The 24289-nt window shown below is 62.0% G+C and carries 23 protein-coding genes and 1 tRNA gene; 13 read left to right on the plus strand and 11 right to left on the minus strand.

Translation table 11 applies throughout. The features are described from left to right. Positions 1 to 13: 13 nt before the first annotated feature. From IC234_RS05985 to IC234_RS06000, 4 genes are all read right to left on the minus strand, one after another. Positions 14 to 751, minus strand: coding sequence for an endonuclease III domain-containing protein (locus IC234_RS05985; RefSeq protein WP_190922943.1), 738 nt, complete (start codon positions 749 to 751; stop codon positions 14 to 16). 121 nt (positions 752 to 872) lie between these two features. Further along, entirely contained in the window at positions 873 to 1838 is a 966-nt protein-coding gene (locus tag IC234_RS05990; protein WP_190922944.1) for a hypothetical protein, read from the minus strand. 180 nt (positions 1839 to 2018) lie between these two features. Continuing rightward, positions 2019 to 2429: a response regulator gene (locus IC234_RS05995; RefSeq protein WP_190922945.1), complete on the minus strand. Its 411-nt coding sequence runs from the start codon at positions 2427 to 2429 to the stop codon at positions 2019 to 2021. An 89-nt stretch (positions 2430 to 2518) separates the two neighbouring features. Continuing rightward, a complete protein-coding gene (locus tag IC234_RS06000; RefSeq protein WP_190922946.1) occupies positions 2519 to 4009 on the minus strand; it encodes a sensor histidine kinase in 1491 nt (496 codons plus the stop codon). 82 nt (positions 4010 to 4091) lie between these two features. Here IC234_RS06000 and IC234_RS06005 point away from each other — a divergent pair, with 82 nt between their 5' ends. Further along, positions 4092 to 4913 carry a TrmH family RNA methyltransferase gene (locus IC234_RS06005; RefSeq protein ID WP_190922947.1) on the plus strand — a complete coding sequence of 274 codons (822 nt, stop codon included), beginning with the start codon at positions 4092 to 4094 and terminating at the stop codon, positions 4911 to 4913. A 10-nt stretch (positions 4914 to 4923) separates the two neighbouring features. Here the strand turns inward: IC234_RS06005 and IC234_RS06010 are convergent, their stop codons facing one another. Together IC234_RS06010 and typA are read right to left on the minus strand one after the other, a co-directional pair. Next, entirely contained in the window at positions 4924 to 5439 is a 516-nt protein-coding gene (locus IC234_RS06010) for a DUF6630 family protein (protein WP_190922948.1), read from the minus strand. A 91-nt stretch (positions 5440 to 5530) separates the two neighbouring features. Next, positions 5531 to 7342 carry a translational GTPase TypA gene (typA, locus tag IC234_RS06015; RefSeq protein WP_190922949.1) on the minus strand — a complete coding sequence of 604 codons (1812 nt, stop codon included), beginning with the start codon at positions 7340 to 7342 and terminating at the stop codon, positions 5531 to 5533. Between the two features lie 229 nt (positions 7343 to 7571). Between typA and msrB the strand changes: the two genes are divergently transcribed. From msrB to IC234_RS06030, 3 genes are all read left to right on the plus strand, one after another. Then, complete coding sequence (gene msrB, locus IC234_RS06020) at positions 7572 to 8126, plus strand: peptide-methionine (R)-S-oxide reductase MsrB (RefSeq protein ID WP_190922950.1); 555 nt, start codon at positions 7572 to 7574, stop codon at positions 8124 to 8126. Between the two features lie 156 nt (positions 8127 to 8282). Next, positions 8283 to 9074, plus strand: a complete 792-nt coding sequence (locus IC234_RS06025; protein WP_190922951.1) for a DUF3050 domain-containing protein — start codon at positions 8283 to 8285, stop codon at positions 9072 to 9074. A gap of 79 nt (positions 9075 to 9153) precedes the next feature. Next, positions 9154 to 9501: a hypothetical protein gene (locus IC234_RS06030; protein ID WP_190922952.1), complete on the plus strand. Its 348-nt coding sequence runs from the start codon at positions 9154 to 9156 to the stop codon at positions 9499 to 9501. A gap of 73 nt (positions 9502 to 9574) precedes the next feature. Here IC234_RS06030 and IC234_RS06035 read toward each other — a convergent pair whose 3' ends face one another. Beyond that, the gene (locus IC234_RS06035) at positions 9575 to 10237 is read right to left on the minus strand and encodes a hypothetical protein (RefSeq protein WP_190922953.1); all 663 of its coding nucleotides are present in this window, start codon (positions 10235 to 10237) and stop codon (positions 9575 to 9577) included. 229 nt (positions 10238 to 10466) lie between these two features. Between IC234_RS06035 and metG the strand changes: the two genes are divergently transcribed. After that, positions 10467 to 12509, plus strand: coding sequence for a methionine--tRNA ligase (gene metG / locus IC234_RS06040; RefSeq protein ID WP_190922954.1), 2043 nt, complete (start codon positions 10467 to 10469; stop codon positions 12507 to 12509). Between the two features lie 88 nt (positions 12510 to 12597). On the opposite strand, the gene pth is transcribed toward metG, so the two are convergent. Then, on the minus strand, positions 12598 to 13164 hold the full coding sequence (gene pth, locus IC234_RS06045) for an aminoacyl-tRNA hydrolase (protein WP_190922955.1): 567 nt from the start codon (positions 13162 to 13164) through the stop codon (positions 12598 to 12600). A gap of 142 nt (positions 13165 to 13306) precedes the next feature. Then, positions 13307 to 13879 carry a 50S ribosomal protein L25/general stress protein Ctc gene (locus IC234_RS06050; protein WP_190922956.1) on the minus strand — a complete coding sequence of 191 codons (573 nt, stop codon included), beginning with the start codon at positions 13877 to 13879 and terminating at the stop codon, positions 13307 to 13309. A 195-nt stretch (positions 13880 to 14074) separates the two neighbouring features. Here IC234_RS06050 and IC234_RS06055 point away from each other — a divergent pair, with 195 nt between their 5' ends. Beyond that, positions 14075 to 15976: a CocE/NonD family hydrolase gene (locus IC234_RS06055; protein ID WP_190922957.1), complete on the plus strand. Its 1902-nt coding sequence runs from the start codon at positions 14075 to 14077 to the stop codon at positions 15974 to 15976. Positions 15977 to 16049: 73 nt separating this feature from the next. Here IC234_RS06055 and IC234_RS06060 read toward each other — a convergent pair whose 3' ends face one another. Both IC234_RS06060 and IC234_RS06065 read right to left on the minus strand, forming a co-directional pair. Further along, on the minus strand, positions 16050 to 16976 hold the full coding sequence (locus tag IC234_RS06060; protein ID WP_190922958.1) for a ribose-phosphate pyrophosphokinase: 927 nt from the start codon (positions 16974 to 16976) through the stop codon (positions 16050 to 16052). A 147-nt stretch (positions 16977 to 17123) separates the two neighbouring features. Then, a tRNA-Gln gene (locus tag IC234_RS06065) sits at positions 17124 to 17196 on the minus strand. A gap of 275 nt (positions 17197 to 17471) precedes the next feature. Here IC234_RS06065 and atpD point away from each other — a divergent pair. The 7 genes from atpD (at position 17472) to IC234_RS06100 (ending at position 24206) form a co-directional block, all read left to right on the plus strand. Further along, positions 17472 to 18977, plus strand: a complete 1506-nt coding sequence (atpD, locus tag IC234_RS06070; RefSeq protein WP_190922959.1) for a F0F1 ATP synthase subunit beta — start codon at positions 17472 to 17474, stop codon at positions 18975 to 18977. Between the two features lie 101 nt (positions 18978 to 19078). After that, positions 19079 to 19324 carry an ATP synthase F1 subunit epsilon gene (gene atpC, locus IC234_RS06075; protein WP_190922960.1) on the plus strand — a complete coding sequence of 82 codons (246 nt, stop codon included), beginning with the start codon at positions 19079 to 19081 and terminating at the stop codon, positions 19322 to 19324. Positions 19325 to 19450: 126 nt separating this feature from the next. Then, complete coding sequence (locus IC234_RS06080; protein ID WP_190922961.1) at positions 19451 to 20515, plus strand: AI-2E family transporter; 1065 nt, start codon at positions 19451 to 19453, stop codon at positions 20513 to 20515. A gap of 48 nt (positions 20516 to 20563) precedes the next feature. Then, positions 20564 to 21694: a trans-sulfuration enzyme family protein gene (locus IC234_RS06085; RefSeq protein WP_190922962.1), complete on the plus strand. Its 1131-nt coding sequence runs from the start codon at positions 20564 to 20566 to the stop codon at positions 21692 to 21694. Between the two features lie 125 nt (positions 21695 to 21819). Then, on the plus strand, positions 21820 to 22740 hold the full coding sequence (locus IC234_RS06090) for a DoxX-like family protein (protein WP_223827515.1): 921 nt from the start codon (positions 21820 to 21822) through the stop codon (positions 22738 to 22740). Positions 22741 to 22760: 20 nt separating this feature from the next. Next, positions 22761 to 23441, plus strand: coding sequence for a DUF4166 domain-containing protein (locus IC234_RS06095; RefSeq protein WP_190922964.1), 681 nt, complete (start codon positions 22761 to 22763; stop codon positions 23439 to 23441). A 15-nt stretch (positions 23442 to 23456) separates the two neighbouring features. Next, on the plus strand, positions 23457 to 24206 hold the full coding sequence (locus IC234_RS06100; RefSeq protein ID WP_190922965.1) for a fatty acid desaturase: 750 nt from the start codon (positions 23457 to 23459) through the stop codon (positions 24204 to 24206). The last annotated feature ends 83 nt before the right edge of the window (positions 24207 to 24289 follow it).

Genomic DNA, 24289 nt, shown 5'->3' on the forward strand with positions numbered 1-24289 from the left:
TACCACCTCACCACTATCCCCCAACCCGCGCCTGGCCAAACGGGCACTGGTCGAGCACCACGCAGCGGCCGCAGGCCGGCCCGCTGAAATAGCAGCACTTCTGCCCATGAAACATGAGCGCTTCGTGGTGGTCGTACACCTGCTGGGCGTCCCAGCCGGGCGGCAGCAGCGCCTCCAGCAGCTTGTGGGCCGGGCCTTCGCCCACCTTAGGCCCAATCAGGCCCAGGCGCTGGGCCACGCGGTGGTGGTGGCTGTCGACGGGCATGGCCGGGATGCGCAGCGAGCTGAAGAGAAGGGTAGCGGCGCTGGTTTTCGGCCCCACGCCGCTGATGCTTTCCAGCCAAGCCCGGGCCTCCGGGATGGGCATGTCGGCCAGAAAATCCAGCGAGCAGGGCGCATCGGTGCCGCAGCGCTGGCTGATTTCGCGCAGCACGGCCTGGATGCGGGGCGCTTTCTGCTCGGGCCAGGTGCAGGCCCGGATGGCGTGTTGCACTGCCTCGGTGGGCGCGTCGCGCACGGCCTCCCAGGTCGGGAACGTAGCTCGCAGCTCCTGGTAGGCGCGGTGCGAGTCGGCGTTTTTAGTGCGGTGTGAGAGCAGCGCGCTCACCAGCTCGCTCAGCGGGTCTTTGGTGCTGAAAAAGCGAAACGGGGCGCCGTACTCGGCGCAGAGCCGTTCGTGCACCAGCAAGGCCTTGGCTTGGCGGGCAGTAAAATCGGTAGTCAGAGCGTCGGCCGTGGAAGCGGTTTTCATCTGCTGCCTACGCGTGCTATGTGGGTTGGGGTTATGCGACCAATACAACACAACATGACGGAGGCCCACAGAAGCACGGCTAAGCCGGTTCTGTGGGCCTCCGCCGTATGGCTTATTCTCTTTAGCGCCCCGCGTTATACAGCGCAATGGCCTGGCGCTGGTTGTTGGCCTGCTTGCTTTGCAGCACAATGGGTACGATGAGCACCGGAATGGCCGCGTACACCAGCGGCGAAATGCTGCGCCCGGCGTCGGTGGGGCGCACCGACTGCACCAAGCCGTAGATGAGCAGGCCGCCGCCCACCACGTAGGCGCCCACGGTGGCCCGCTGGTAGCGCTGGGCATCGGCCAGCAGCTGCTGGGCCCCGGCGTTGTCGGTGGTGGCCAGCATCAGGTTGCGGCTGGTCAGGTTTTGAATGGGGCCGTTGTCTTTCGAGAAATACTCGGTTTTCACGGTGCGGTAGCCGCCGTAAGGGTAGCCCCCGAAACCGCCATAGCCATAGCCGCCGTAGCCGTAGCCGGGGTAGCCAAAGCCGCCCGGCCCCGAGTTGTACTGCGTAGTGGTGATGGAATACAGGCTGATGCGGCCGGTTTTCTCGCGCCGCAGGGTCGTCTCGCGCGACGAGCCCGGCAGGTTGGTGCGCACGTAGTGCCCGGTTTCGTCTTCGTAAAACCCGACCTCGGCCAGCTCAAACTTGCGCTGCCCGTCCAGCAGCAGGTAGGAGCGGCCAAACAGCGGCGTCTTGGTTTCTACATCGTTGGCGCTGTACACCAAGCCGTTCTTCAGGCCCACCTGGAAGCGGGGCGGGCGCGTGTTGGTGCCGGGCAGCTGGCCGGCCGGCGTGGGCGCGTACACCGGTGCGGGCATGGGCGCGGGCAGCGGGGCCGTCACGGTGGCGCGGCGGGTGGTATCGGGCGGGGCCACGGGCACGCTTTCGAGCTGGCGCGGGGCCGGGGCCACGCGGGGCTTGGCCGGAGCGGGCAGGGAAGGCGGCGCGCCCAGCTGGCGCGGGCCGTCGTCTTGGGCGCGGGCGGCCGGTGCTGCCAGCAGCGTCCCAAGCAGAGCGAGGTAAAAAACGGGAATTCTCATAAGATGAACAGCGCTAATGGCCACGAGACCGAACAAGGTAGCAACGCCCGGCAAATATGTGCCAACAGAACCCACGGGCCGGCCGCGCACAACCCGTGCCCCTGCGCAAACTCTCACGGGCCGCCACAAATTCCGTCTGCCGGCCGTGAAGTTTGCGTGAATGGCCCGCTGCCCGCCAGCCTAGTTCAACAGCTTCTCCAGCAGGCTCAAACTGTCGGACAGGTCGGTGCCGGTTTCAAAGTCCAGCGGCTTGAGAATGTAGCCGCTGATGCCCAAGCTTTCGGTGTTCACGCGGTCCACGTCCATGCTCGAGGTGGTGGTGATGAACACCGGAATGTGCTGAAACTCGGGGTTGGCGCGCAGCTCGGTCAGGAACTCGATGCCGTTCATGCGCGGCATGTTCAGGTCGAGCAAAATGACTTCGGGCAGCGGGCGCAGGGCCTCGCTGCCGTTGCGGCCCAGCAGCAGGTCGAGGGCTTCTTCGCCGTTGAAGGCCGTGTGCAGCCGGTGCGGCACGTTGAATTTGGCGAAGGACTTCTCCGCCGTCATGGTATCAAAAATGTCGTCTTCGACGAGTAAAACAGAACGCATACGCTACAAAAAATAGAAGGGGAACCGGCCACGCAACGCCGGACCTGCACAAGCACAATCGGGCTCCAGGGGTTCCCGCGCTCAGGAATTTACTTCGGCCAGGTAAAAATAAACCCGGCCCCCTGGCCCGGCGCCGATTCGACCCGGATAGTGCCCTTGTGCTCGTCGATGATTTTGCGCACAATGCTCAGTCCGATGCCGGTGCTTTCGGCCGTGTGCCGGTCGCGCAGGGTCTGAAACAGCAGGAAAATTTTCTGGTGATATTCCGGCGCAATGCCCGGCCCGTCGTCTTGCACCCGAAACTCGTAGCAGCGGCCAATGTCGTGGCAAGTCACTTCCAGCCGCCCGGCCCCGCGGTGGTGGTATTTCACGGCGTTCGAGAGCAGGTTGGTGAACACCTGCTGCAGGCCCAGCCGGTCGGTCACCAGCGTGGGCATGTCGGGCCCCACGCGCAGCGTGAAATCGGGCGGCACCACCAGCTCGGCTACTTCCTGTAGCAGCTCGGCCACGTCGACGGGGGCCGGGGGTTGCGCCACGCGGCCCACGCGGGCGTAGGCCAGCAGGCCGTTTATCAGGTCTTCCAGGCGGCTGAGGCGCCCTTTCATTTGGTCGAGGTAGGTGCGGAGCTGGGGCGACAGTTCGGCCGCCAGCTCGTCCTCTATCCACTTCACGATGGTGGTCACGCCCCGCAGCGGCGCTTTCAAATCGTGCGAGGCCACGTAGGCGAACTGGTCGAGCTCCTGGTTGCGCTTTTCCAGGGCGCTGAAGCTTTCGTCTAGGGTCTGGGTCATGCGGTTGAGCGACGCCGCTAGGCCGCCAAGGTTGTCCTCGGCCGAATCGGTGATTTTGACGGTGTAGTCGCCCTGCACCACCTGCTCGGCCAGCACCCGAATCTGGGCAATGCGCCGGGCCACTTCGGCGTTGATGGCGGCCAGTTCGCCTTGCAGTCGGCGGTTGTCGGCCAGCTCGCGCACGATTTTCAACACCAGCCACACCACAATCAGCACTGCCAGCACCGCCGACACCAGCACCACGATGGGCGTGGCCGTTTCAAAAATGTCCTGCAGCTCGCTGCGCTGGGCCAGCAAGGCCAGTTCGCTGCCCTTGATGCGGGCGTACAGCGAGCGCACCTGGCGCAAAGTCTGGCGGTCGGTGTCGAGCAAGGTTTGCATGGCCGACTGGCTCATGGACTTCTTGATTTCAGTAAGCGGCCGCAGGATGTGAAATTCCTGCTCCACCAGCGCCTGCAGCGAGTCGAGGCGGGCGCGCTGCTCCGAGTTGTCGACGGTGAGGGCCCGCACCCGCTCCAGGGCCGTGGGCAGCTCGCCCGTCGCAATGCTGTAGGGGCGCAGGTAGGCCGTGTCGCCCGTGAGCAGGTAGCCGCGGGTGCCGGCTTGCGCGTCCTTGAGCACGGCCGTGATGGTTTCGGCTTCCTGCAGCACCTGGTAGGTGTGTTCCACGCGCTCGGTTTGCACTTTCAGGCCCCGAATGCTCCAGAACGAGGCCGCGGCCGTGAGCAGCAGCACGCCCACGGCCAGGGCCAGGCCGATGATGATTTTGGGGTCAATTTTCGATTTCATTGGCAGCGAAGGTTCTGGGCGCCCCTACGCCCGCGCTGCCGCGAAGGTTGGGGCCGGCGCGCGGCCGGGTATCTTTGCGCCCATGCCTTTTGCCCCGTCCGACCGCCTCAGCAGCCCCCAGAATCCCCGCATCAAGCAGCTGCTCAAGCTGCAGCAGAAATCGGCCGAACGCCGCGCCCTGGGCCTCACCCTGGTGGAAGGCCTGCGCGAATTGACCATCGCCGTAGAGGCCGGCGTGGCCGTGGCCACCATCTACACCTGCCCCGAGCTGGCCGGTGAAACGGGCTTGGGTGACCTGCAAAAACTGTTTTCGGGCAAGCGGGACGCCCCCGAGTGGTTTGAGGTGACCCGACCGGTATTTGAAAAAGTAGCCTACCGCGAAGGCTCCGACGGCCTGCTGGCCGTGCTGAAAACGCCCGCCCGCACCCTCGCCGACCTGCGCCTGCCCGCCAACCCGCTCGTCATCGTGCTCGAAGCTGTGGAGAAGCCCGGCAACCTTGGCGCCATCCTCCGCACCGCCGACGCCGCCCCCGTCGACGCCGTGCTCATCGGCGACCCGCGCACCGACTTGTTCAACCCCAACGTCATCCGGGCCAGCATTGGCTGCGTGTTCACGGTGCCCACCGTGGCCGCGCCCGTGGCCGATATCCTGGCTTTCCTGAAAGAGAAAGGCATCCGCACCCACGCCGCCGCCCTGGCGCCGGAAGCCAAGCCCTACACCCAATACGACTTTCGCGGCCCCACGGCCCTCGTTATGGGTACCGAAGCCGATGGCCTGACCCCGCAACTGCGCACCGCCTGCGACGAAACCGTCATCATCCCCATGATGGGCCGCATCGACTCGCTCAACGTGAGCGTGGCCACGGCCGTGCTCACGTTCGAGGCCATCCGCCAGCGCGGGTAGGGGAGAGGGGTTAATAAACCGTCACATCAACCCCCAGCTCCCTTGCCAGCTGGCGGGTCTCCTCGGCCTGCGCATCGGCCACCACGGTCAGGGCATAAGAGTCGGCATCCAGCGTCAGCAGCACCAGCGCCAGCCCCAGAGGCTCCAGCAGGTCCTGCAGGATGTCCAGCGCGTCGGGGCCGGTCACCGCGGTTCGGCCCGGCGCCGGTTCGCTCACCCGCATGGCCCGGCGCTGCTGCGTCAGGGTTTCGTTCAGGCCGTACACCAAGTCGGCGGCGGGGTCCTGCCAGTCGCTTTCCCACACAAGTTCTTCGGCCAGCAAGGCGTCAATCAACGCCACGGCGCGCAGTTCCGGCTCGGGCAGCGCCACCACGATGCCGCGCTCAGCCAATTCTTCCGCAAACTGGGCGTGGTAGGCGGCCGGGTTTTGCAGCACGAGCGCCAGTCGGGCGCTCACCCGCTGGGTAGCGGCGGCGTCATCGAGGGTGAAGAGTTGCACGAAGTGCTGTAAGGTCTCTTGGTTCATAACGGGGAGTTGCTTCAAAAGCTAAACGGGGGTAAAGAAAAAGGGCGCGACCGAAGCCGCGCCCTTTTCTGGTGCAATTGCGGGAGAGCAATTATTCAGCCGTCTTAGCGTAGCGCAGGCGCTCGTTTTCGTCGAGCAGAATCTTGCGCATGCGAATCGACTTCGGCGTCACTTCCAGGTACTCATCCTTCTGGATGTATTCCATGGCTTCTTCCAGCGAAAACTGGCGCTTGGGCACAATCTTGGCGTTGTCGTCGGAGCCCGAAGCCCGCATGTTGGTCAGCTTCTTGCCCTTCTGAATGTTGATGGTCAGGTCGTTGGGGCGGGTGTGCTCGCCAATTACCTGGCCGGCGTACACTTCCTCGCCCGGGTCCACGAAGAACGAGCCGCGGTCCTGCATCTTGTCGATGGTGTAGGCGGTGCCGGGGCCGGTTTCCAGCGAAATCAGCGAGCCCGCGATGCGGCCGGGGATGGGGCCTTTGTACTCCTCATAATCCACGAAGCGGTGGTTCATGATGGCCTCGCCGCCGGTGGCGGTCAGCACGTTGTTGCGCAGGCCGATGAGGCCGCGCGACGGAATGGTGAACTCCAGGTGCTGCAGGTCGCCTTTGGGCTCCATGATGGTCATTTCGCCTTTGCGCATGCTCACCAGCTCAATCACCTTGCCGGCGGTTTCCTCGGGCACGTCCACCACCAGCAATTCCACCGGCTCCAGGCGCTTGCCGTTGTCATCTTCCTTGAAGATTACCTGCGGCTGGCCCACTTGCAGCTCGTAGCCCTCGCGGCGCATCGTTTCGATGAGCACCGACAAGTGCAGAATGCCGCGGCCGAACACGAGGAAGGTGTCTTCCTTGTCCGTCACCTGCACGCGCAGCGCCAGGTTTTTCTCGGTTTCCTTGAACAGACGGTCGCGCAGGTGGCGCGAGGTCACAAACTTGCCCTCTTTGCCGAAGAACGGCGAGTTGTTGATGGTGAAGAGCATGTTCATCGTCGGCTCGTCGATGCTGATGCGCTCCAGGGCCTCCGGATTTTCGAAGTCGGCGAGGGTGTCGCCAATGTCGAAGCCTTCGATGCCCGAAACGGCGCAGATTTCGCCGCTGTTCACTTCGCTCACCTTGTTGCGGCCCAGGCCTTCAAACACGTGCAGCTCGCGAATTTTTACCTTCTTGATGCTGCCGTCGGCCTTCATCAGGCTCATGTTGGCGCCCTCGCGCAGGGTGCCGCGGTGCACGCGGCCGATGGCGATACGCCCCACGAACGACGAGTAGTCGAGCGAGGTAATCTGCATCTGGGGCGTGCCTTCCAGGGTCGGCGCCGGCGGAATCGAGGCCAGCACCGCGTCGAGCAGCGGGGTGATGTTGTCGGTTTTTACTTTCCAGTCGGTGCTCATCCAGCCCTGCTTCGACGAGCCGTACAGGGTCACGAAATCAAGCTGGTCTTCCGAGGCGCCGAGGTTGAACATCAGGTCGAACACCTGCTCGTGCACTTCGTCGGGGCGGCAGTTTTCCTTGTCCACTTTGTTCACCACCACAATGGGCTTCAGGCCCAAATCGATGGCTTTGCCCAGCACGAAACGCGTCTGCGGCATGGCGCCTTCGAAGGCGTCCACGAGCAGCAGTACGCCGTCGGCCAGCTTCAACACACGCTCTACCTCGCCGCCGAAGTCGGCGTGACCAGGGGTGTCGATGATGTTGATTTTAACGTCTTTATAGCGCACCGACACGTTCTTCGAAACGATGGTGATGCCGCGCTCGCGCTCCAGGTCGTTGTTGTCGAGGATGAGGTCGTCGAACTGCTGGTGGGCGTCGAAAATTTTAGATGCGTGGATAATCTTATCCACCAGGGTGGTCTTGCCGTGGTCAACGTGAGCGATGATGGCAATGTTCCGGATATTCTGGGCCATATGGGTTGGTTTTGCGGGTGCAAAGGTACGGAAAAAATGGCGCAAAGCCTTGTGGTAATCAATGTTTAACAACCGGCCCGCATCGGCCGCCGGCCGCATTGCCAAGCGCGTCGCCTTAAATGGCTTAGCCTTACCGTAAGGTTCCCGCCTGGTTTTCGTCTATCCCGCAGTCCGAACCCCGGCGCCGTGCCGTATGTTGACTTCCCCTCACCCCAGCCCATTCCTGCTCATGCGCTTTTCCTTGTTGCTCCTGCTCGTTTCCCTGTTCACGCTCGACACCGCCTGCTCGCAGAAGCGCGCCGACGTGGCCGCCAACACGCCCGCGCCGGCTCGCGCGGCGGCCGGCAAAACCTACTTTCAGCCCAAGCCCGTGACCGGCAAGCCCAACGAATTTCCGGTGCGGCACACCGAGGCCGAGTGGAAAAAATTGCTCACGCCCGACCAGTACTACATCCTGCGCGAAAAGGGCACCGAGCGCGCCTTTACCGGCAAATACCACGACAACCACGCCGCCGGCAGCTACTACTGCGCCGCCGACCACAACCTGCTTTTTACCTCCGATACCAAGTTTGAGTCGGGCACCGGCTGGCCCAGCTTCTACGCCCCGGCCACCGACAATAGCGTGAAAGTGGCTTCCGACAACACCTTCGGCATGAGCCGCGACGAAATTGTGTGCGCCAAGTGCGGCGGCCACCTCGGCCACGTGTTCGACGACGGCCCCAAGCCCACCGGCCAGCGCTACTGCATGGACGGCAATGCTCTGGTTTTTGAGAAGAAAAAGTAGACTTGACTGCAATATTCTAGGAAAATTCACAAAGTGCCGGCCCTGCGAGAACCACTCGCAGGGCCTTTTTCGTTGATGAATAGACAGCTCACCCTCGTGGGCATGCTGTTGCAAGAATGTCTCTCTGAGAAAAATTACAATTATTCTTCTCTTGCTATGGAAGCTACCTCTGACCCCATCGAATTTCTACAGCAGGAAATTGCGCCTACGCGCCGCCTGCTGCTCAATAACAGCCTCTACCGGAGCATTCAGTCCATGGCCGACTTGCGGCGCTTCATGGAGCACCACGTGTTTGCGGTGTGGGACTTTATGTCGCTGCTTAAGGCCTTGCAGGGCGGCCTGACCTGCGTGCAGGTGCCCTGGGTGCCCACCGCCAACTCTGCCATGCGGCGCCTCATCAATGAGATTGTGCTCGAAGAAGAGTCTGACGTGGACCCGGCGGGCCATGCCACCAGCCATTTTGAGCTCTACGTGCGCGCCATGGATGAGTGTGGCGCCGACACGGGCCCCATTCGCCGCCTGGTGGCCGCCGTAGCGGCCGGCGATACCGTGGAGCGGGCCCTGGAAGCGGCGCGCGTCCCAGAGTCGGTGCGCGAATTTGTGCTCACTACGTTCAACATCATTCGCGTGGGCCGGCCCCACGCGGTGGCCGCGGCCTTCACCTTCGGCCGCGAAGACTTGATTCCGGACATGTTCCGCCAATTGGTGGACGACCTGAGCACCCGTTTTCCCGGCCAGCTCGACACGTTCACCTACTACCTCAACCGCCACATCGAGCTCGACGAGGACGTGCACGCCCCGCTGGCCCGGCAAATGGTGCGCGAGCTGTGCGCCGACGACCCCGAGCGCTGGCTGGAGGCCCAGCAGGTGGTGGTGCGCTGTCTGGAAGCGCGCATGGCCCTCTGGGACGGCGTGAAGCTAGGAAAAACCCGCCCTGCGCTGGCGTAGGGCCACTTCCGAACCAGCCGGCCCGGCGCTGCGTTTGAAGCCTGCAGCCGCCCCTGGCTGCGCTATACCGGCGCTGGCCATGTTGAACTGTAAAATGATGGGCCTGCGCCTGGGTGCGGCCGCCAGCCTAGCGGTGGCTCTGGCGAGCTGCACGGCTACCGAGCAAACGGCCGAAACCGCTGCTCCTACGCAGGTGAATTCCGACGCCGACCGCCGCGCCATCTACAATGGCAACGGGGCGGGCACCAGCTCGGCCGTGCCCGACGCCACGCCCAACCGTGTGCGCCTCGGCGAGCAGGCCGCCGACATCAACCGCCAGAAGCGTATCGAAAGCGTAAATACCAACGACGCCAACACCACCTCGCCCGAAACCCGCATCCAGCGCCTCAACTACCCCGCACCGCTCGACACGGTGCGCCGCCCGTAGCCCCGGCGCCCATACACAAAAGCCCGCTTCTGGTACCAGAAGCGGGCTTTTGTTTGCTGAACTTTCAGCCGTGCTACGCGCTGACTTCGCCAGTGCTGGGGCTGTCGGCCGAGTTCATCACGCCGTTGGCTTCCGGCGCGGCGCTGGCCTGCGCGCGCGGCTTGGGGCCGCGGCGGGCACCGGTGGCGGCCGCTGGCTTGCGGCCGCGCGCAGTGGCAGTGGGAGCCGCCGGGGCAGTATCGGCGTCGCCGGCAGTGCCGCCGTCGGGGCGCGTGGCGCGGGGCTTGCGCGGAGAGCCGTCCTTGTTCAGGGTTTGGCTTTTTTTACTGCGGTTCTTGCCGTCGTTGGCCGCCGCGCCGTTGGCAGTGCCCGCGTTGCCGCCGGTGCCAGCCACCGAATCATAGTGCCGCACAATGGTGTGCAGGGCTTCTTCAAACATGCGTTCCGTATCCACGTCGAGGCGGCGCGTGGCTTCCTTCACTACTTCCTTCAGCTTAGCTTTCGTTTCTTTGCGGATGCGAGTCACCACCTCACTCATGCGGTTGTTCAACTCTTTCTGCAATTGCTTGGCGGCCGATTTGAGCGATTTTTTCTGGCTGGCCTTGCGGCCGGCCCGGTCATCGTCCAGTTCGGACTTTGCGCGTCCGGCATTTTTTGCCGATTTGCGGGCCGCTTTTTCTTCCGGCGTGCGTTTCGCGCGTTTTTCCGTTTGAGTCGGAGAAGCAGGTTTTTTCATGTGAAAAAATGGTTGATGAAGGTAAAGAAAGGCAGAGGAGAAGCGCTTAATTGTGCGTCGATGTGTACACGACGCGGTCAAATGTAAAATGAATTGCTTGTCAAACGGTTTCGTTGGTTTTAAGTTGATTTAAAATCAGCAGTTTTTAATGTTTCTTTCTTTTTGCGCCAATTGTTTGCGGGCGTTTTAACTGCAAATTCATTGAGTTGCTTTATTTTTCAGTTTACGTATGTCTTCACTTCCTAAACGCTACACCGTCACGGCTGCGTTGCCTTATGCCAATGGCCCGGTGCACATTGGCCACCTGGCCGGCGTTTATTTACCGGCCGATATTTATGTGCGCTACCTGCGCTCGGCGGGACGCGACGTGAAATTCATTTGCGGCTCCGACGAACACGGCGTGCCCATCACCATTCGCGCCCAAAAAGAAGGCGTGACGCCCCAGCAAGTGGTGGATAAATACCACGCCCTAATTCGCGATTCGTTCAAGGAATTCAACGTGTCGTTCGACGTGTATTCGCGCACGTCGTCGGCCACGCACGCCGAAGTTTCGAGCGGTTTTTTTACCAAGCTCAACCGCGAAGGCAAATTCATCGAGCAAACTACGCAGCAGTATTTCGACGAGGCCGCCCAACAATTTCTGGCCGACCGCTACATCGTGGGCACCTGCCCCAATTGCGGCAACGAAAACGCCTACGGCGACCAGTGCGAGCGTTGCGGCACCTCGCTCAGCCCGACGGAATTAATTAATCCGCGCAGCATGCTCAGCGGCGCGCACCCCGTGTTGCGCGACACCAAGCACTGGTTTTTGCCCCTCGACCAGTACGAGTCCTGGCTGCGCGAATGGATAATTGACGGCCACAAAAACGACTGGAAAACCAACGTGTACGGCCAGTGCAAATCCTGGATTGACCAAGGGCTGCACCCCCGCGCCGTGACGCGCGATTTGGATTGGGGCGTGCCCGTGCCGGTGCCCGGCGCCGAAGGTAAAGTGCTGTATGTATGGTTTGATGCGCCCATTGGCTACATCTCGGCTACTAAGGAAGCATTCCCCAATGAGTGGGAGACCTATTGGAAAGACAAGGATTCCAAACTGGTGCATTTCATTGGCAAGGATAACATCGTTTTCCACTGCATTATTTTTCCGGTAATGCTGAAAGCGCACGGCGATTACATCCTGCCGGACAATGTGCCCGCCAATGAATTTCTGAACCTGGAAGGCGACAAAATCAGCACCTCGCGCAACTGGGCGGTGTGGCTGCACGAGTATCTGGCCGACTTCCCCGGCCAGGCCGACGTGTTGCGCTACGTGCTGTGCGCCAACGCGCCCGAAACGAAAGACAACGATTTTACCTGGAAAGATTTTCAGGCGCGGAATAACAACGAATTGGTGGCCACGCTCGGCAATTTTGTGAATCGTGCCGCCGTGCTCACGCACAAATTCTTTGAAGGCAAAGTGCCGGAATTAGGCGAGCTGCAACCCATCGACGAGGAGGCATTCGGGCAGTTGGCCGAATTTCCCGCCAAAATCGGGGAGTTGATTGAAAATTACCGTTTCCGCGACGCCTTGGCGGAGGTATTGAACCTGGCGCGTCTGGGTAATAAATACCTGGCCGAAACGCAGCCCTGGCACCTGATTAAAACCGATGCGGCGCGCACGGGCACGGTGCTGCACGTGGCGCTGCAAATTGCTGCGGCCCTGGCCCCGGTGCTGGAGCCCTTCCTGCCCGAATCGGCGCAGAAGCTGGTTGATATGCTTGATTTCGAGTTGGGTAACTGGGCCAGCGCCGGCCGCCGTGATGCGTTGAAAGCCGGTCATCAATTGCGCGAAGCAGCCTTGCTGTTCGCCAAAATTGAAGACGCTGTGGTGGAGAATCAGGTGCAAAAACTGCTGGATACCAAAAAGGAAAATCAGTTGGCCAACACGCCCGTCACGCCCGCTAAATCGGATGTGACTTTCGATGATTTTGGCGCGATGGATTTGCGCGTGGGCACCATCGTGGCCGCCGAGAAAGTAGCTAAAACCAAAAAGCTGCTGAAGCTCACCGTCGACGTGGGCCTGGAGCAGCGCACCATCGTGAGCGGCATCGCCGAATATTTTATTCCCGAGGCGCTGGTGGGCCAGCAAGTACAAGTATTGCTCAACCTGGCCCCACGCGAAATCAAAGGCATCAAAAGCCAGGGCATGCTGCTGATGGCCGAAAATGCCGACGGTACCCTCGCCCTGATGCAGCCCGGCACGCCCGTGCGCAACGGCAGCGGGGTAGCGTAAGAAACACGTTACAAAAAGAAAGGCCGACCGCAGTACTGCGGTCGGCCTTTCTTTTTTACAAAGCGAATGTTTTTACAAGGCGAATTTGCTACTTCACATTCACCACGTTCATGGCGCGCTCCAGGCCCATGGAGCCGAATGCCAGCACGGCATCGGCGGCTTTCTCGATGCGGGTCGGCAACTCGATTAATTCATCGGCTGAAAACGGGTTCAATACATAATCAACCTGCCGGCCTTTCGGAAAATTAGCGTCGACGCCGAAACGCAGGCGGGCGTAGACATCGGTGCCCAATGTGGCCTGAATGTCTTTCAGGCCGTTGTGGCCGCCGGCCGAGCCCTGGCCTTTCAGGCGCAGCTTGCCGAAAGGGAGGGCCAAGTCATCGGTCACGACCACCATGTTTTCGACGGGAATTTTCAGCGTGGCCAGCCAGTGCGCCGCGGCTTTGCCGCTCAGGTTCATGTAGGTGGTGGGCTTCACCAGGGTGTAAGTGTGGCCCTTGTGCTTGATTTCGGTGGTGAAGGCGTGGCGACCGATTTCGAAGCGGGGCGCATCGAATTTGGCCGCCAGGAAATCAGCCACCATAAAACCGATGTTGTGGCGCGTGTCGGCGTATTCGGGGCCGATGTTGCCCAAGCAGAGAACCAAAAACTTCATAACGTTAATTCAAACAATGAGGCAGTGCACCGGGCACCGCAACTAAAAAGCCGCCCCAAAATTGGAGCGGCTTTTTGAGTATGCACTAATTCGTCCGCGAAATTCGACAAGCCAAAAAACCTATCGAACCCGTGGTGCAGAATTACTTGTTGGCAGCCATTTCGCCTTTCAGCGCACGCGGGATGGCGATGGTCGCAATCGGAGCAGCGGCGTTGGTCAGGATGGTGTAGTTCTTAGGCTCCACGGCGCCCACTTTGATGGACTTGCCGAGCTCGAGGCTGCTGATGTTCACTTCCACGTAGTCGGGGAGGTTGTCGGCGGTAGCGCGCACTTTCACTTTGCGCAGCTTGCTCACCAGCTTGCCGCCGGCCAGCACGCCCGGCGACACGCCCACGTACTTCACGGGGATGTCCATTTTCACCTCTTTGCCGTCTTCCAGCTCGAGGAAGTCAACGTGGAGGAGCATTTCGTTCACGGGGTGGAACTGGGCGTCCTGCACGATGGCGCGGTACAGGGTGCCTTCCACGTTCAGGTCCACGATGTGAGCCTCCGGCGTGTACAACAACTCGCGGAACAGGATAGCGGGCACGGAGAAGTGCACGGTGTCTTTGCCGCCATACAACACGCACGGTACTTGGGCGTCGAGGCGCAATGCCTTGGCGTCCGTTTTACCGAGATTCGCTCTTTTAAACCCTACAATCTCGAGGCTTTTCATAAAAGTGGTTCGTTAAAAAATGAGGAAAGCCGGGTTGAACTGAAAATCAGTCCAAAACGGGCCGCAAAGGTAAGGAGCATCTGCTAGATTTGCTAGCCCCGCCGCCACATTGTGCCCGGCAGCGCGCCGGCAGGGGCAGCGGGAGGGCCGGTGCCCTGGGCCCCGCCCATTCATCCTCATTCTTATTCCCAACTCATGACCAACTGCTTCTTTCTTGGCGCCTGCCTGCTCAGCGCAACGCCCCTGCTGGCCCAAACGCCCGTGCCGCCGGCCAGTGCCTATGCGCAGGACCACTACACCAAACAGGAAGTGTACGTGACCATGCGCGACGGCGTGAAGCTGTTCACGGCCATTTATACGCCCAAGGATGCCGCGGCCGGTAAGAAATACCCCATCATGATGCAGCGCACCTGCTACAGCGTGGCGCCCTACGGCCCCGGCAAGTACCCGGCGCGCCTCGGCCCCTCCGAAACCATGATGAAGGAGGGCTACATCTTCGCTTACCAGGACGTGCGCGGCCGCTGGAAAAGCCAGGGCACCTGGACCAACATGACGCCCGTGCTCGATAAAAAAAAGAGCAAAAAGGACGTGGACGAAACCACCGATACTTACGACACGGTGGACTGGCTGGTGAAAAAGGTGGCCCACAACAACGGCCGGGTAGGGCAGTGGGGCATCTCGTACCCCGGTTTCTACACGGCTTCGGGCATTCTGTCCAACCACCCGGCCCTGAAGGCGTCGTCGCCCCAGGCCCCGGTTTCGGACTTTTTCTTCGATGATTTTCACCACAACGGCGCGTTCCTGGAGTCCTACATCTACACCTACCCGGTGTTTGGGGTGCAGAAGCAGGACACGACCAGCAAATCGTGGTACGATGCCCAAATGATAAAGGCGGGCACCCGAGACGGCTACCAGTTTCTGCTGGACCTCGGCCCGCTCAAGAACGCCGATAAGTACTACGCCAACAATTTCTTCTGGCAGGAAACCGTCAACCACCCCAACTACGACGAGTTCTGGCAGAAACGTGCGCTGCCGGCGCACTACACCGCCGGCATCAAGCCCGCCGTGATGACCGTGGGCGGCTGGTTCGACGCCGAAGACCTGCGCGGCCCGCTCACCATCTACAAAACCATCGAGAAGAAAAGCCCCGGCACCTACAACACCCTAGTGATGGGCCCCTTCGGCCACGGCCGCTGGTCGCGCGAAACCGGCCATACCCTGCACAGCAACGTGTATTTCGGCGACAGCATCGCCACCTTCTACCAGCGCAACATCGAGGCCAAATTCTTTGCCCACTTCCTGAAGGGCTCGGGCGATAAAAACACCGGCCTGCCCGAAGCCTACCTCTTCGACACCGGCAAGAAGCAGTGGGAAACCTTCGCGCAGTGGCCCACGCCCGCCGCCACCCACCAGAAGCTGTACCTGAGCGCCAGCGGCAAGCTCGAGCGCGAGCCCGCCGCCACGCCCGGCACCCAAACCTTCGTGAGCGACCCGCTGAAGCCCGTGCCCTACACCGAAGACCTGAGCACCACCATGGGCTTCACGCCCTTCAACTACATGAGCGAGGACCAGCGCTTCGCCGGTCGCCGCCCCGACGTGCTGGTGTACCAAACCGACGTGCTGACCGACGACGTGACGCTGGGCGGCGAAATCATGGCCAAGCTCAAGGTGGCCACTTCCGGCACCGACGCCGATTGGGTGGTGAAGCTCATCGACGTGTACCCGCCCGACGAGCCCAACCACGACTACATGCCCAACAAAAGCATCATCCTGAGCAACTACCAGCAAATGGTGCGCTCCGAGGTGATGCCCGCCCGCTTCCGCCACAGCTTCGAGAAGCCCGAAGCCATGGTGCCCAACCAAAAAACAGACGTCGATTTCCGGTTGCAGGACGTGCTGCACACCTTCAAGAAGGGCCACCGCATCATGGTGCAGGTGCAGAGCACATGGTTTCCGTTCATTGCCCGCAACCCGCAAACCTTCGTGGAGAACCCCTACAAGGCCAACGAAAGCGACTACGTGAAGGCCACCCACAGCGTATTCGGCGAGAGCTACCTCGACGTGGAAGTGCTGCCGAAGGCAACAGTGAACCCGTAGCGTTGCAGAATGCATGCAAAAGGCCGCTCAACTACTGGTTGAGCGGCCTTTTGGCTTTTTGAAAAGCAATTGTTTACACAAACAGCGAGCTGATGCTCTCGTGCGTCACCACGTTGCGGATGGCGGCGGCAAACAGCGGGGCCAGCGTGATGACATGAATCTTGTCGTTTTCCTGGCGCAACGGAATGGTGTCGGTCGTAATCAGCTCGGTGAGCACGCTGTTGCGGATGCGGTCGTGGGCCGGGCCGCTCAGCAGCGGGTGCGTCACCACGGCGCGCACCGATTTGGCGCCGCGCTCCATCACCAGCTCGGCGGCTTTGCAGATGGTGCCGGCCGTGTCCACCATGTCGTCGACGAACACCACGTCCATGCCCTTCACGTCGCCAATCACCTGCATCGAGGCGATTTCGTTGGCGCGCAGACGCATCTTGTCACAGACCACAATTTCAGCCCCAAATTTCTTGGCGAAGGCCCGGGTGCGCACCACGCCGCCCACGTCGGGCGAGGCGAAAATCAGGTTTTCGAGGTTGAGCGACTTGATGTAGGGCGCCGTGACGGTGGCCCCGTCGAGGTGGTCTACCGGGATGTCGAAGAAGCCCTGAATCTGGCCGGCGTGCAGGTCGCAGGTCATCAGGCGGTCGGTGCCCACGCTCTGGATGATGTTGGCCACCACCTTGGCGCCGATGCTTACGCGGGGCTTGTCTTTGCGGTCTTGCCGGGCGTAGCCCATGTACGGCATCAGGATGTTGACTTTGTGGGCCGAAGCGCGCTTGGCAGCGTCTACCATCAGCATGAGCTCCATGAGGTGCTCGGCGGGCGGGGGCGTGCTTTGTACCAGGAACACTTCGCAGCCCCGCACGCTCTCGTTGAAGCTGGGACCCATCTCGGTGTCGGCGAAGCGCTGCAGGGTGAGGTCGCCGAGGGTGGTGCCGTAAGCGGCAGCAATATTTTCGGCCAGGACCTGGGAAGCACTGCCGGCGAATATTTTGACCTGTTTCATAGGGGAAGGTGCTGAGAGGGGGGATGATGCGCGAAAGGCAGCGGGCAGCGAGGGCGCCGCCGGCAGCCTGAGGGAAAAAGAGAAAGGCGCCGGCCTCTCCGACAGGGGAGAAGCCAGCGCCTTTCAGTTGCTATGCGAGCGGTGTCGTTGTCCGACCAGGGCTCGAACCTGGACTTTCTTGAATCAAAATCAAGCGTGTTGCCGGTTACACCATCGGACAATTTCCCAGCCGGCTACGTGCCGTTTGGGAGTGCAAATGTACTACTGGAAAAATTTCGGGCAAGGGTTAGAGCAAAAAAAATCTGAAGAAAAAATCAGCAGCGGCCCGCTGAATGCCCCTAAAAACTCATGATTGCCTGATTTTCACTTGTCCAGCCCGGCTGTAGGCGTGGGCCCACGGGCGCAGCTTCCTGGGCGGTGGGGTTGGAAAAGCCGCGCTTCTGCCGTAATTTTGCGGCCTGAAAAACTGCATAACTTCATCATAAATACAACCAAATGGCCAATACCGGCAAAATCACCCAGGTTATCGGGCCTGTTGTGGACGTGAGCTTCACGGGTGAAAACACGAAGCTGCCCAATATCCTCGACGCCCTCGAAGTCACGAAAGACAACGGCCAAGTGGTAATTCTGGAATGCCAGCAGCACTTGGGCGAGGACCGGGTGCGGACCATTGCCATGGACTCGACCGAAGGCCTGACCCGCGGCGCCGAAGTGCGCGACCTGGGCGCCCCGATGTCGATGCCGACCGGCGACGCCGTGAAAGGCCGCCTGTTCAACGTTATCGGCCAGGCCATCGACGGCATTCCCCAGCCGAAATCGGACGGCGCGCTGCCCATTCACCGCCTGCCCCCGGCGTTCGAGGACCTCGCTACGTCGTCGGAAATCCTCTACACCGGCATCAAGGTTATCGACTTGCTGGCCCCTTATGTGAAGGGCGGTAAGATTGGCCTGTTCGGCGGCGCCGGCGTGGGCAAGACCGTGCTCATCATGGAGCTGGTGAACAACGTGGCCAAGGCCTACGAAGGCCTGTCGGTGTTTGCCGGCGTGGGCGAGCGTACCCGCGAAGGCAACGACTTGCTGCGCGAATTCATCGAATCGAACATCATTCTCTACGGCGAGGCCTTCAAGCACTCGATGGAAGAGGGCGGCTGGGACCTGAGCAAGGTGGACCAGAACGAACTGCTGAAGTCGCAGGCTACCCTGGTGTTCGGCCAGATGAACGAGCCCCCCGGAGCCCGCGCCCGCGTGGCCCTGTCGGGTCTGACCATTGCCGAGAGCTTCCGCGACGGCGACGGCACCGGTGCCGGCCGCGACATCCTGTTCTTCATCGACAACATTTTCCGCTTCACGCAGGCGGGTTCGGAAGTATCGGCTCTGCTGGGCCGTATGCCTTCGGCTGTAGGCTACCAGCCCACGCTGGCCACTGAAATGGGTGCCATGCAGGAGCGCATCACCTCCACCAAGCGCGGTTCCATCACTTCGGTGCAGGCCGTGTACGTGCCTGCCGATGACTTGACCGACCCGGCCCCGGCCAACACCTTTGCCCACTTGGACGCCACCACGGTACTGAGCCGCAAAATTGCCGAGCTGGGCATCTACCCGGCTGTGGACCCGCTGGACTCGACCTCGCGCATCCTGTCGGCCGACGTAATCGGCAACGAGCACTACAACACCGCCCAGCGCGTGAAGGAGATTCTGCAGCGCTACAAGGAACTGCAGGACATCATCGCCATCCTGGGCATGGACGAACTCTCCGAGGAAGACAAGCAGGTGGTGAACCGCGCCCGGCGCGTGCAGCGCTTCCTGTCGCAACCCTTCTTCGTGGCCGAGCAGTTCACCGGCCTGGCCGGCGTGCTGGTTGACATCAAAGACACCATCAAAGGCTTCAACGAAATCATCGACGGCAAGTACGACCACCTGCCCGAGGCGGCTTTCAACCTGGTGGGCACCATTGAGGATGCCGTGGCCAAGGGCGAGCGCCTGATTGCCGAAGCCAAGTAGTTTTAGTTGTCAGTTGCTCGTTGTCGGTTGTTAGCTCATTCTAACAACGGCAACGAGCTGCTGAAGCCTAACAACTGACAACGAACAACTGACAAATAAACATGCATTTAGAAATCATCACCCCCGACCGCAAGGTTTTCGAAGGCGAAGTGACGTCGGCCCAGTTTCCGGGTGCGGATGGCTTGTTTGAAGTGCTGAACAATCACGCCCCGCTGATTGCCGCCCTCAAAGCCGGCCAGGTGACACTGACCGGCCCGGCCGGCCGCGAAGCCATCCGCATCGAAGGCGGCGTGGTGGAGGTGCTGCGCAATAGCGTGATTGTGCTCGCCGAAGGCGCCATGGCGTAATTACCAGCCGTTGAGGTACCAAAAGCCGTTTCTGCACCGCAGAAACGGCTTTTTTTGTGCGGCGTGGCGGCCAAACTCTGGCTGACGCGTATAGGCAATATTCTATGCTGACGTAATTGCGCCGCTATGCACAAACCCTCTGAACCCTTTATTGCCGTCGAGAACATTTACACCCACCGCCAGCGCTACGTGTTGCTGGTGGCCTCGCTGCTGGGCCTGGCGGGCCTGATGGTGGTTGGGCTGGCGCAGTACCTCACGGCTTTCCTGGCGGCGGGCATTCTGTTTGTGGTGTTTCGGCCGTGGTGGGTGGCGCTGGTGCACAAGCGGCGCTGGAACCGCCGGCTGGTCACCATCCTGCTGCTGCTGGTGACGGTGGTGGTGCTCGTGATTCCGTTCTACGCCCTGAGCTCGCTGCTGCTTGACCGGTTGATACAGTTTGCGCAGAACCCGGAGCAGATTCTGGAAGTGGTGCACAAGGTGGAACGGGCCATCGGCTTCAAGATAGCTGAGCAGTTCAACGTGCGGCAGGTGCTGCTGCAGGGCGGGGCCAAGGTGAGTGGCTGGCTGCCCACGCTGGCGAGCAGCGCGCTCAACTTTCTGGTCATCGTGGGCCTGATGCTGTTCACGATGTACTACATGTTTATGCAGGAAACCTACTTTCTGCTGGGCCTGCACCGCTACCTGCCGTTCCGCAACGAGACGCTGAAGGAGCTGGGCGAGTCGCTGAAAAACAACGTGAACGCCAACGTGCTGGGGCAGGTGGTGGTGGCGCTGGTGCAAAGCATTCTGACGGGCCTTACGCTGTGGATATTTGGCGTGCCCGATGCGCTGTTTTGGGGCGTGGTGGCCTTTTTTATGGCGTTTTTGCCGGTGCTGGGCACGCCGCTGGTGTGGGGGCCGGCGGCGCTATATCAGTTTTCGCAGGGGCACAACGGGCAGGCCATCGGCATTCTGCTGGTGGGCTTCGTCGTCATTATCAACGTCGACAACCTGCTGCGCATCGTGCTGGCTAAGCGCATGGGCGACATTCACCCGCTGGTGACGCTGGTGGGACTGGTGCTGGGCGTGGAGATTTTTGGGCTGATAGGGCTGGTGGTGGGGCCGCTGCTGGTGTCGTACTTCCTGGTGCTGATGGAGGTGTTTCGGCGCGAAAACCGGGCCACGAACAAGGCCGCGGCGGGGGAAGTGTAAAGCCGGGGTTGTGCCGACCTTTGCGGCCTAACGCCTCTCATCCCACCCATGGACCTTTCGACTATTCATCCCAAAGTCACCCCCATCTACCAAACCTCGGTTTTCAAGTTTGAGGATTTGAACGCCATCCAGGAGTACATCGACGACCCGCAGAGCCGCTACATGTACTCGCGCAACGGCAACCCCAACTCCGACGAACTGGCCGAGGCCGTGAGCCGCTGGGAGGGCGGCGCCGGGGCGGTGGCCACGGGCTCGGGCATGGCCGCCATTTTCGCGGCCTTGATGACGTATTGCCGGGCCGGCGACCACGTGCTGTGCGCGGCCGACATCTACGGCGGCTCGGCGGCGCTGCTGAACCTGGAACTGGCGCGGCTGGGCATCACGGTGAGCTACGTGCCGTTTGAGGAGCTGTACGACCTGAAGACCCACGTGACGCTGGCTACCCGGCTGCTGCTCTGCGAAACCATGAGCAACCCGCTGCTGCGCGTGGTGGACGTGGCCCGCGTTGCCACCGAATGCCACGCGCACGGGCTGAAGCTGGTGGTCGACAACACGTTTGCCTCGCCCGTACTCACCAAGCCGCTGGCCTATGGCGCCGACCTGGTGATGCACAGCGTGACCAAATACCTGGCCGGCCACTCCGACGTGACGGCCGGGGCCGTGGTGGCCCGCACGACGGAGGACGCCGCCCGCCTGCGCCAAATTGGTACGGTGTACGGCCTCACCCTGAGCCCCATGGAAAGCTGGCTGAGCGTGCGCGGTCTCAAAACCCTGCGCCTGCGCATGGCGGCCCACAGCGAAAATGCCTGGCTGGTGGCCGAGTTTCTGGACGAGCACCCGGCCGTGGAGGCGGTGTATTACCCGGGGCTGCCCACGCACCCGCAGCACGCGCTGGCGCTGGCCCAGGGCGGTGGCCGGTTTGGCGGCATGATGTCGTTTCGGCTGGCCGACGACGCGGCGGTGATAAACCGCTTCATGCAGCGCAGCCAGCGGTTTCCGTTCGCGCCTTCGCTGGCGGGCGTGGACTCGTCGTGCTCGCACCCGCTCACCACCTCGCACCGGGCCCTGACCGAGGCGCAGCGGGCCGAGCTGGGCATTACCGTGGGGCTGGTGCGCCTGAGCGTGGGCATCGAGCCCGTGGAAGAGCTGCTGGCCGACCTGGCCCAGGCATTAGAGTAAAAATTCACGCGTTTTATTCCGCCGCTGGTGCCCGAAACGCTTGGGTGCCCGGCACTTCCTGCCTACCTTCAATATAACAAATGAAGAGGCCGTCGATTTACGTAGAAGCTCGGATTCGCTGCTCCATGGAGCAGCTCTGGGCGCACACCCAGCAGCCCGAGCTGCACCAGCAGTGGGACCTGCGCTTCACCGAAATTGAGTACCTGCCGCGCCCGTCGGAGGCCGAGCCGCAGCAGTTTCTGTACACCACGCGCATTGGGTTTGGGCTGGGCGTGGCCGGCTGCGGCGAAAGCCTCGGCACGAAGGAAAAGAACGGAGAACGGACCTCGGTGCTCAAATTTTGGTCCGATGAAAAGGTGTCGCTGATTCGGGAGGGCGCGGGCTTCTGGAAGTACGTGCCAACGGAGGACGGCCTGCGGTTTTTTACGCGCTATGACTACCAGACGCGCTTTGGCGCGGTGGGGGAGTGGCTCGACCGGCTGGTGTTTCGGCCGCTCATCGGTTGGGCCACTGCCTGGAGCTTCGACAGCCTGCGGCTGTGGCTGGAGCAGGGGCAGCGGCCGGCCGTGTCGCGGGCCTTGGCGCTGATAATGGCCCTGGTGCGGTTTACGCTGGGTTTTGTGTGGATGTATCAGGGCGTGGTGCCCAAGCTGCTGTGCCCGGACACGGGCGAGTTGAGCATTCTGCAGGGCGCAGGCTTTTCGGCGGGCGCGGCGCACAGCGTGGCCTCGGCGGTGGGCGTGGGCGAAATCTTGTTCGGGTTGCTGTTTTGGGTGCTGCCGTTGCAGCGACTGGGGCCGGTGTACTGGCTGCACATGCTGGGGCTGGTGGTACTGGGCGCGGGGGCGCTATTCAGCCAGCCGGCCGTATTTGTGGCGCCTTTCAACCCGCTCACCCTGAACCTGGCACTGGTGGCGCTGGCCGCGGTGGCGCTGCTGATTCCGACGGAGCTGGTGCCCAGCGCCACGCGGTGCCTGCGCCGGCCGCCCGAAGGCCAGCGCACTGCCGCGAGCGTGCCGCGGGAAGCTCCCGTAGCCACTGCTTAACATTCACTACGTTTCCTGCCATGTCTTCCATCTATCAGCAGCAGCTGGGCGCCGATTTTGAGAAGCTGCACCCGCGCATTCAGGAGCGGCTGGGCTTTAGCAGCGGCGACCATCGCGCGTTTGTGGGCGAGGGCGTGATGGAACGGGTGTGGCACGGGCCGTTTTTCACGCAGCCGTTTTTGCGAGCGGGCCTGGCGCGCCACATCACCTTCCCCGAGACGGGGCATAATGTGCCGTTTCGCATCGAAAACTACGCGTACCAAGACCCCTTGGGCCGCGAAACCGTGACCTGGATTCGGCGCTTTCATTTCCCGGAGCACACCCGGTGCTTCGACGCAACGATGATTCGCAGCGCCGCCCGCCAGTCGATTGTGGACTACCTGGGCACCCACCAACACGTGGCCGTGGACATTGACATGGCCGTGACCGAGCGGGGCGGGCTGCGGCTGCGCTCGGGCGCGCAGCGCTTCCGCGAAGGATGGGTGGCCTTCCGGTTGCCCGGCGTGCTGGCGGCGCTGGCCGATGTGGAAGAGTGGTACGACGATGCCGCCGGCTGCTACCGCATTGAGGTGGTGGTGCGCAACCCGGTGCTGGGCAAGCTGTTTGGCTATACGGGTTCGTTTCATGCTACCTGGCGCAGCGTGGCCCCGGAACACATTCCGGCGCATGCCTTGCCCCTGCGGTACGAAGCCCGGGAATAAACTTCATTCAATTCCATGAAACTCGAACTCACTCCTGCCCAGCGGCGCGTGGAACTGGCTCGGCCCTGGGTGCTGCTGGCCCTGTACGTGGGCTGCGCGCTGGCCGGCTGGTGGTGGCTGGCCGTGCCGCTGGCCGCCGTGGTGTGCCTGGCCGCTTTTGTGATGATGCACGACGCCATGCACAATTCCCTGGGCCTGCCCAAGCCCGCCAACGAGCGAGTGCTGACCCTGGCCGGGCTGCTCATCCTCAAAAGCGGCCACGGCTTGCAGGTGACGCACCTGCGCCACCACGGCCGCTGCCTCACCGAAGCCGACCCCGAAGGCGCGCCGGCCACTTGGAGCTTCTCGCGGGTGCTGTGGCAAGGGCCCTGGCACACGCTCATGCTGCGCCGCGAGTCGTTGCGCATTGCTCCGAATACGCGCCGCATTCAGCTCATCGAAACCGGGCTGACGCTGGCGTTGCTGCTGGCTTTTGTGGTCCTGTACTGGGCCACGGGCTCGCTGGTGGGGCTGGTGTACTGGGGCGTGGCGTTTGTGATGAGCGCGACGATGCCCATCTGGGCGTCGTACGTGCCGCACCACGTGTCGTCGCGCAACCCGGCAGCGCGCACGGCCGCGGCCCTGGCCCAGGCCTGGACGCCCATCACGGCCTCGTTTGCCTTTCATCACCTGCACCACCACTACCCGCGCGTGCCCACGGCCCTGCTCTACCGCGCCGCGGCCGAGCTGCCCCCGCCGCCCGAGGAGGAGCACCACCACCACTAAGGAAAATAAAAAAGGCCCCTGTGCGTACACAGGGGCCTTTTAGGTAAATAGCCATTCGGCAATAAGCCACGGAGGCGTTGCGG

Source organism: Hymenobacter armeniacus (genome assembly GCF_014699055.1).
In the GTDB taxonomy this organism is placed as follows: Bacteria; Bacteroidota; Bacteroidia; order Cytophagales; family Hymenobacteraceae; genus Hymenobacter; species Hymenobacter armeniacus.

What these genes read in the sequence shown, in the direction of transcription:
- IC234_RS05985 (WP_190922943.1), bottom strand. Translation starts at nt 751, where the DNA reads ATGAAAACCGCTTCCACGGCCGACGCTCTGACTACCGATTTTACTGCC.
- IC234_RS05990 (WP_190922944.1), bottom strand. Translation starts at nt 1,838, where the DNA reads ATGAGAATTCCCGTTTTTTACCTCGCTCTGCTTGGGACGCTGCTGGCA.
- IC234_RS05995 (WP_190922945.1), bottom strand. Translation starts at nt 2,429, where the DNA reads ATGCGTTCTGTTTTACTCGTCGAAGACGACATTTTTGATACCATGACG.
- IC234_RS06000 (WP_190922946.1), bottom strand. Translation starts at nt 4,009, where the DNA reads ATGAAATCGAAAATTGACCCCAAAATCATCATCGGCCTGGCCCTGGCC.
- IC234_RS06005 (WP_190922947.1), top strand. Translation starts at nt 4,092, where the DNA reads ATGCCTTTTGCCCCGTCCGACCGCCTCAGCAGCCCCCAGAATCCCCGC.
- IC234_RS06010 (WP_190922948.1), bottom strand. Translation starts at nt 5,439, where the DNA reads ATGAACCAAGAGACCTTACAGCACTTCGTGCAACTCTTCACCCTCGAT.
- typA (WP_190922949.1), bottom strand. Translation starts at nt 7,342, where the DNA reads ATGGCCCAGAATATCCGGAACATTGCCATCATCGCTCACGTTGACCAC.
- msrB (WP_190922950.1), top strand. Translation starts at nt 7,572, where the DNA reads ATGCGCTTTTCCTTGTTGCTCCTGCTCGTTTCCCTGTTCACGCTCGAC.
- IC234_RS06025 (WP_190922951.1), top strand. Translation starts at nt 8,283, where the DNA reads ATGGAAGCTACCTCTGACCCCATCGAATTTCTACAGCAGGAAATTGCG.
- IC234_RS06030 (WP_190922952.1), top strand. Translation starts at nt 9,154, where the DNA reads ATGTTGAACTGTAAAATGATGGGCCTGCGCCTGGGTGCGGCCGCCAGC.
- IC234_RS06035 (WP_190922953.1), bottom strand. Translation starts at nt 10,237, where the DNA reads ATGAAAAAACCTGCTTCTCCGACTCAAACGGAAAAACGCGCGAAACGC.
- metG (WP_190922954.1), top strand. Translation starts at nt 10,467, where the DNA reads ATGTCTTCACTTCCTAAACGCTACACCGTCACGGCTGCGTTGCCTTAT.
- pth (WP_190922955.1), bottom strand. Translation starts at nt 13,164, where the DNA reads ATGAAGTTTTTGGTTCTCTGCTTGGGCAACATCGGCCCCGAATACGCC.
- IC234_RS06050 (WP_190922956.1), bottom strand. Translation starts at nt 13,879, where the DNA reads ATGAAAAGCCTCGAGATTGTAGGGTTTAAAAGAGCGAATCTCGGTAAA.
- IC234_RS06055 (WP_190922957.1), top strand. Translation starts at nt 14,075, where the DNA reads ATGACCAACTGCTTCTTTCTTGGCGCCTGCCTGCTCAGCGCAACGCCC.
- IC234_RS06060 (WP_190922958.1), bottom strand. Translation starts at nt 16,976, where the DNA reads ATGAAACAGGTCAAAATATTCGCCGGCAGTGCTTCCCAGGTCCTGGCC.
- atpD (WP_190922959.1), top strand. Translation starts at nt 17,472, where the DNA reads ATGGCCAATACCGGCAAAATCACCCAGGTTATCGGGCCTGTTGTGGAC.
- atpC (WP_190922960.1), top strand. Translation starts at nt 19,079, where the DNA reads ATGCATTTAGAAATCATCACCCCCGACCGCAAGGTTTTCGAAGGCGAA.
- IC234_RS06080 (WP_190922961.1), top strand. Translation starts at nt 19,451, where the DNA reads ATGCACAAACCCTCTGAACCCTTTATTGCCGTCGAGAACATTTACACC.
- IC234_RS06085 (WP_190922962.1), top strand. Translation starts at nt 20,564, where the DNA reads ATGGACCTTTCGACTATTCATCCCAAAGTCACCCCCATCTACCAAACC.
- IC234_RS06090 (WP_223827515.1), top strand. Translation starts at nt 21,820, where the DNA reads ATGGAGCAGCTCTGGGCGCACACCCAGCAGCCCGAGCTGCACCAGCAG.
- IC234_RS06095 (WP_190922964.1), top strand. Translation starts at nt 22,761, where the DNA reads ATGTCTTCCATCTATCAGCAGCAGCTGGGCGCCGATTTTGAGAAGCTG.
- IC234_RS06100 (WP_190922965.1), top strand. Translation starts at nt 23,457, where the DNA reads ATGAAACTCGAACTCACTCCTGCCCAGCGGCGCGTGGAACTGGCTCGG.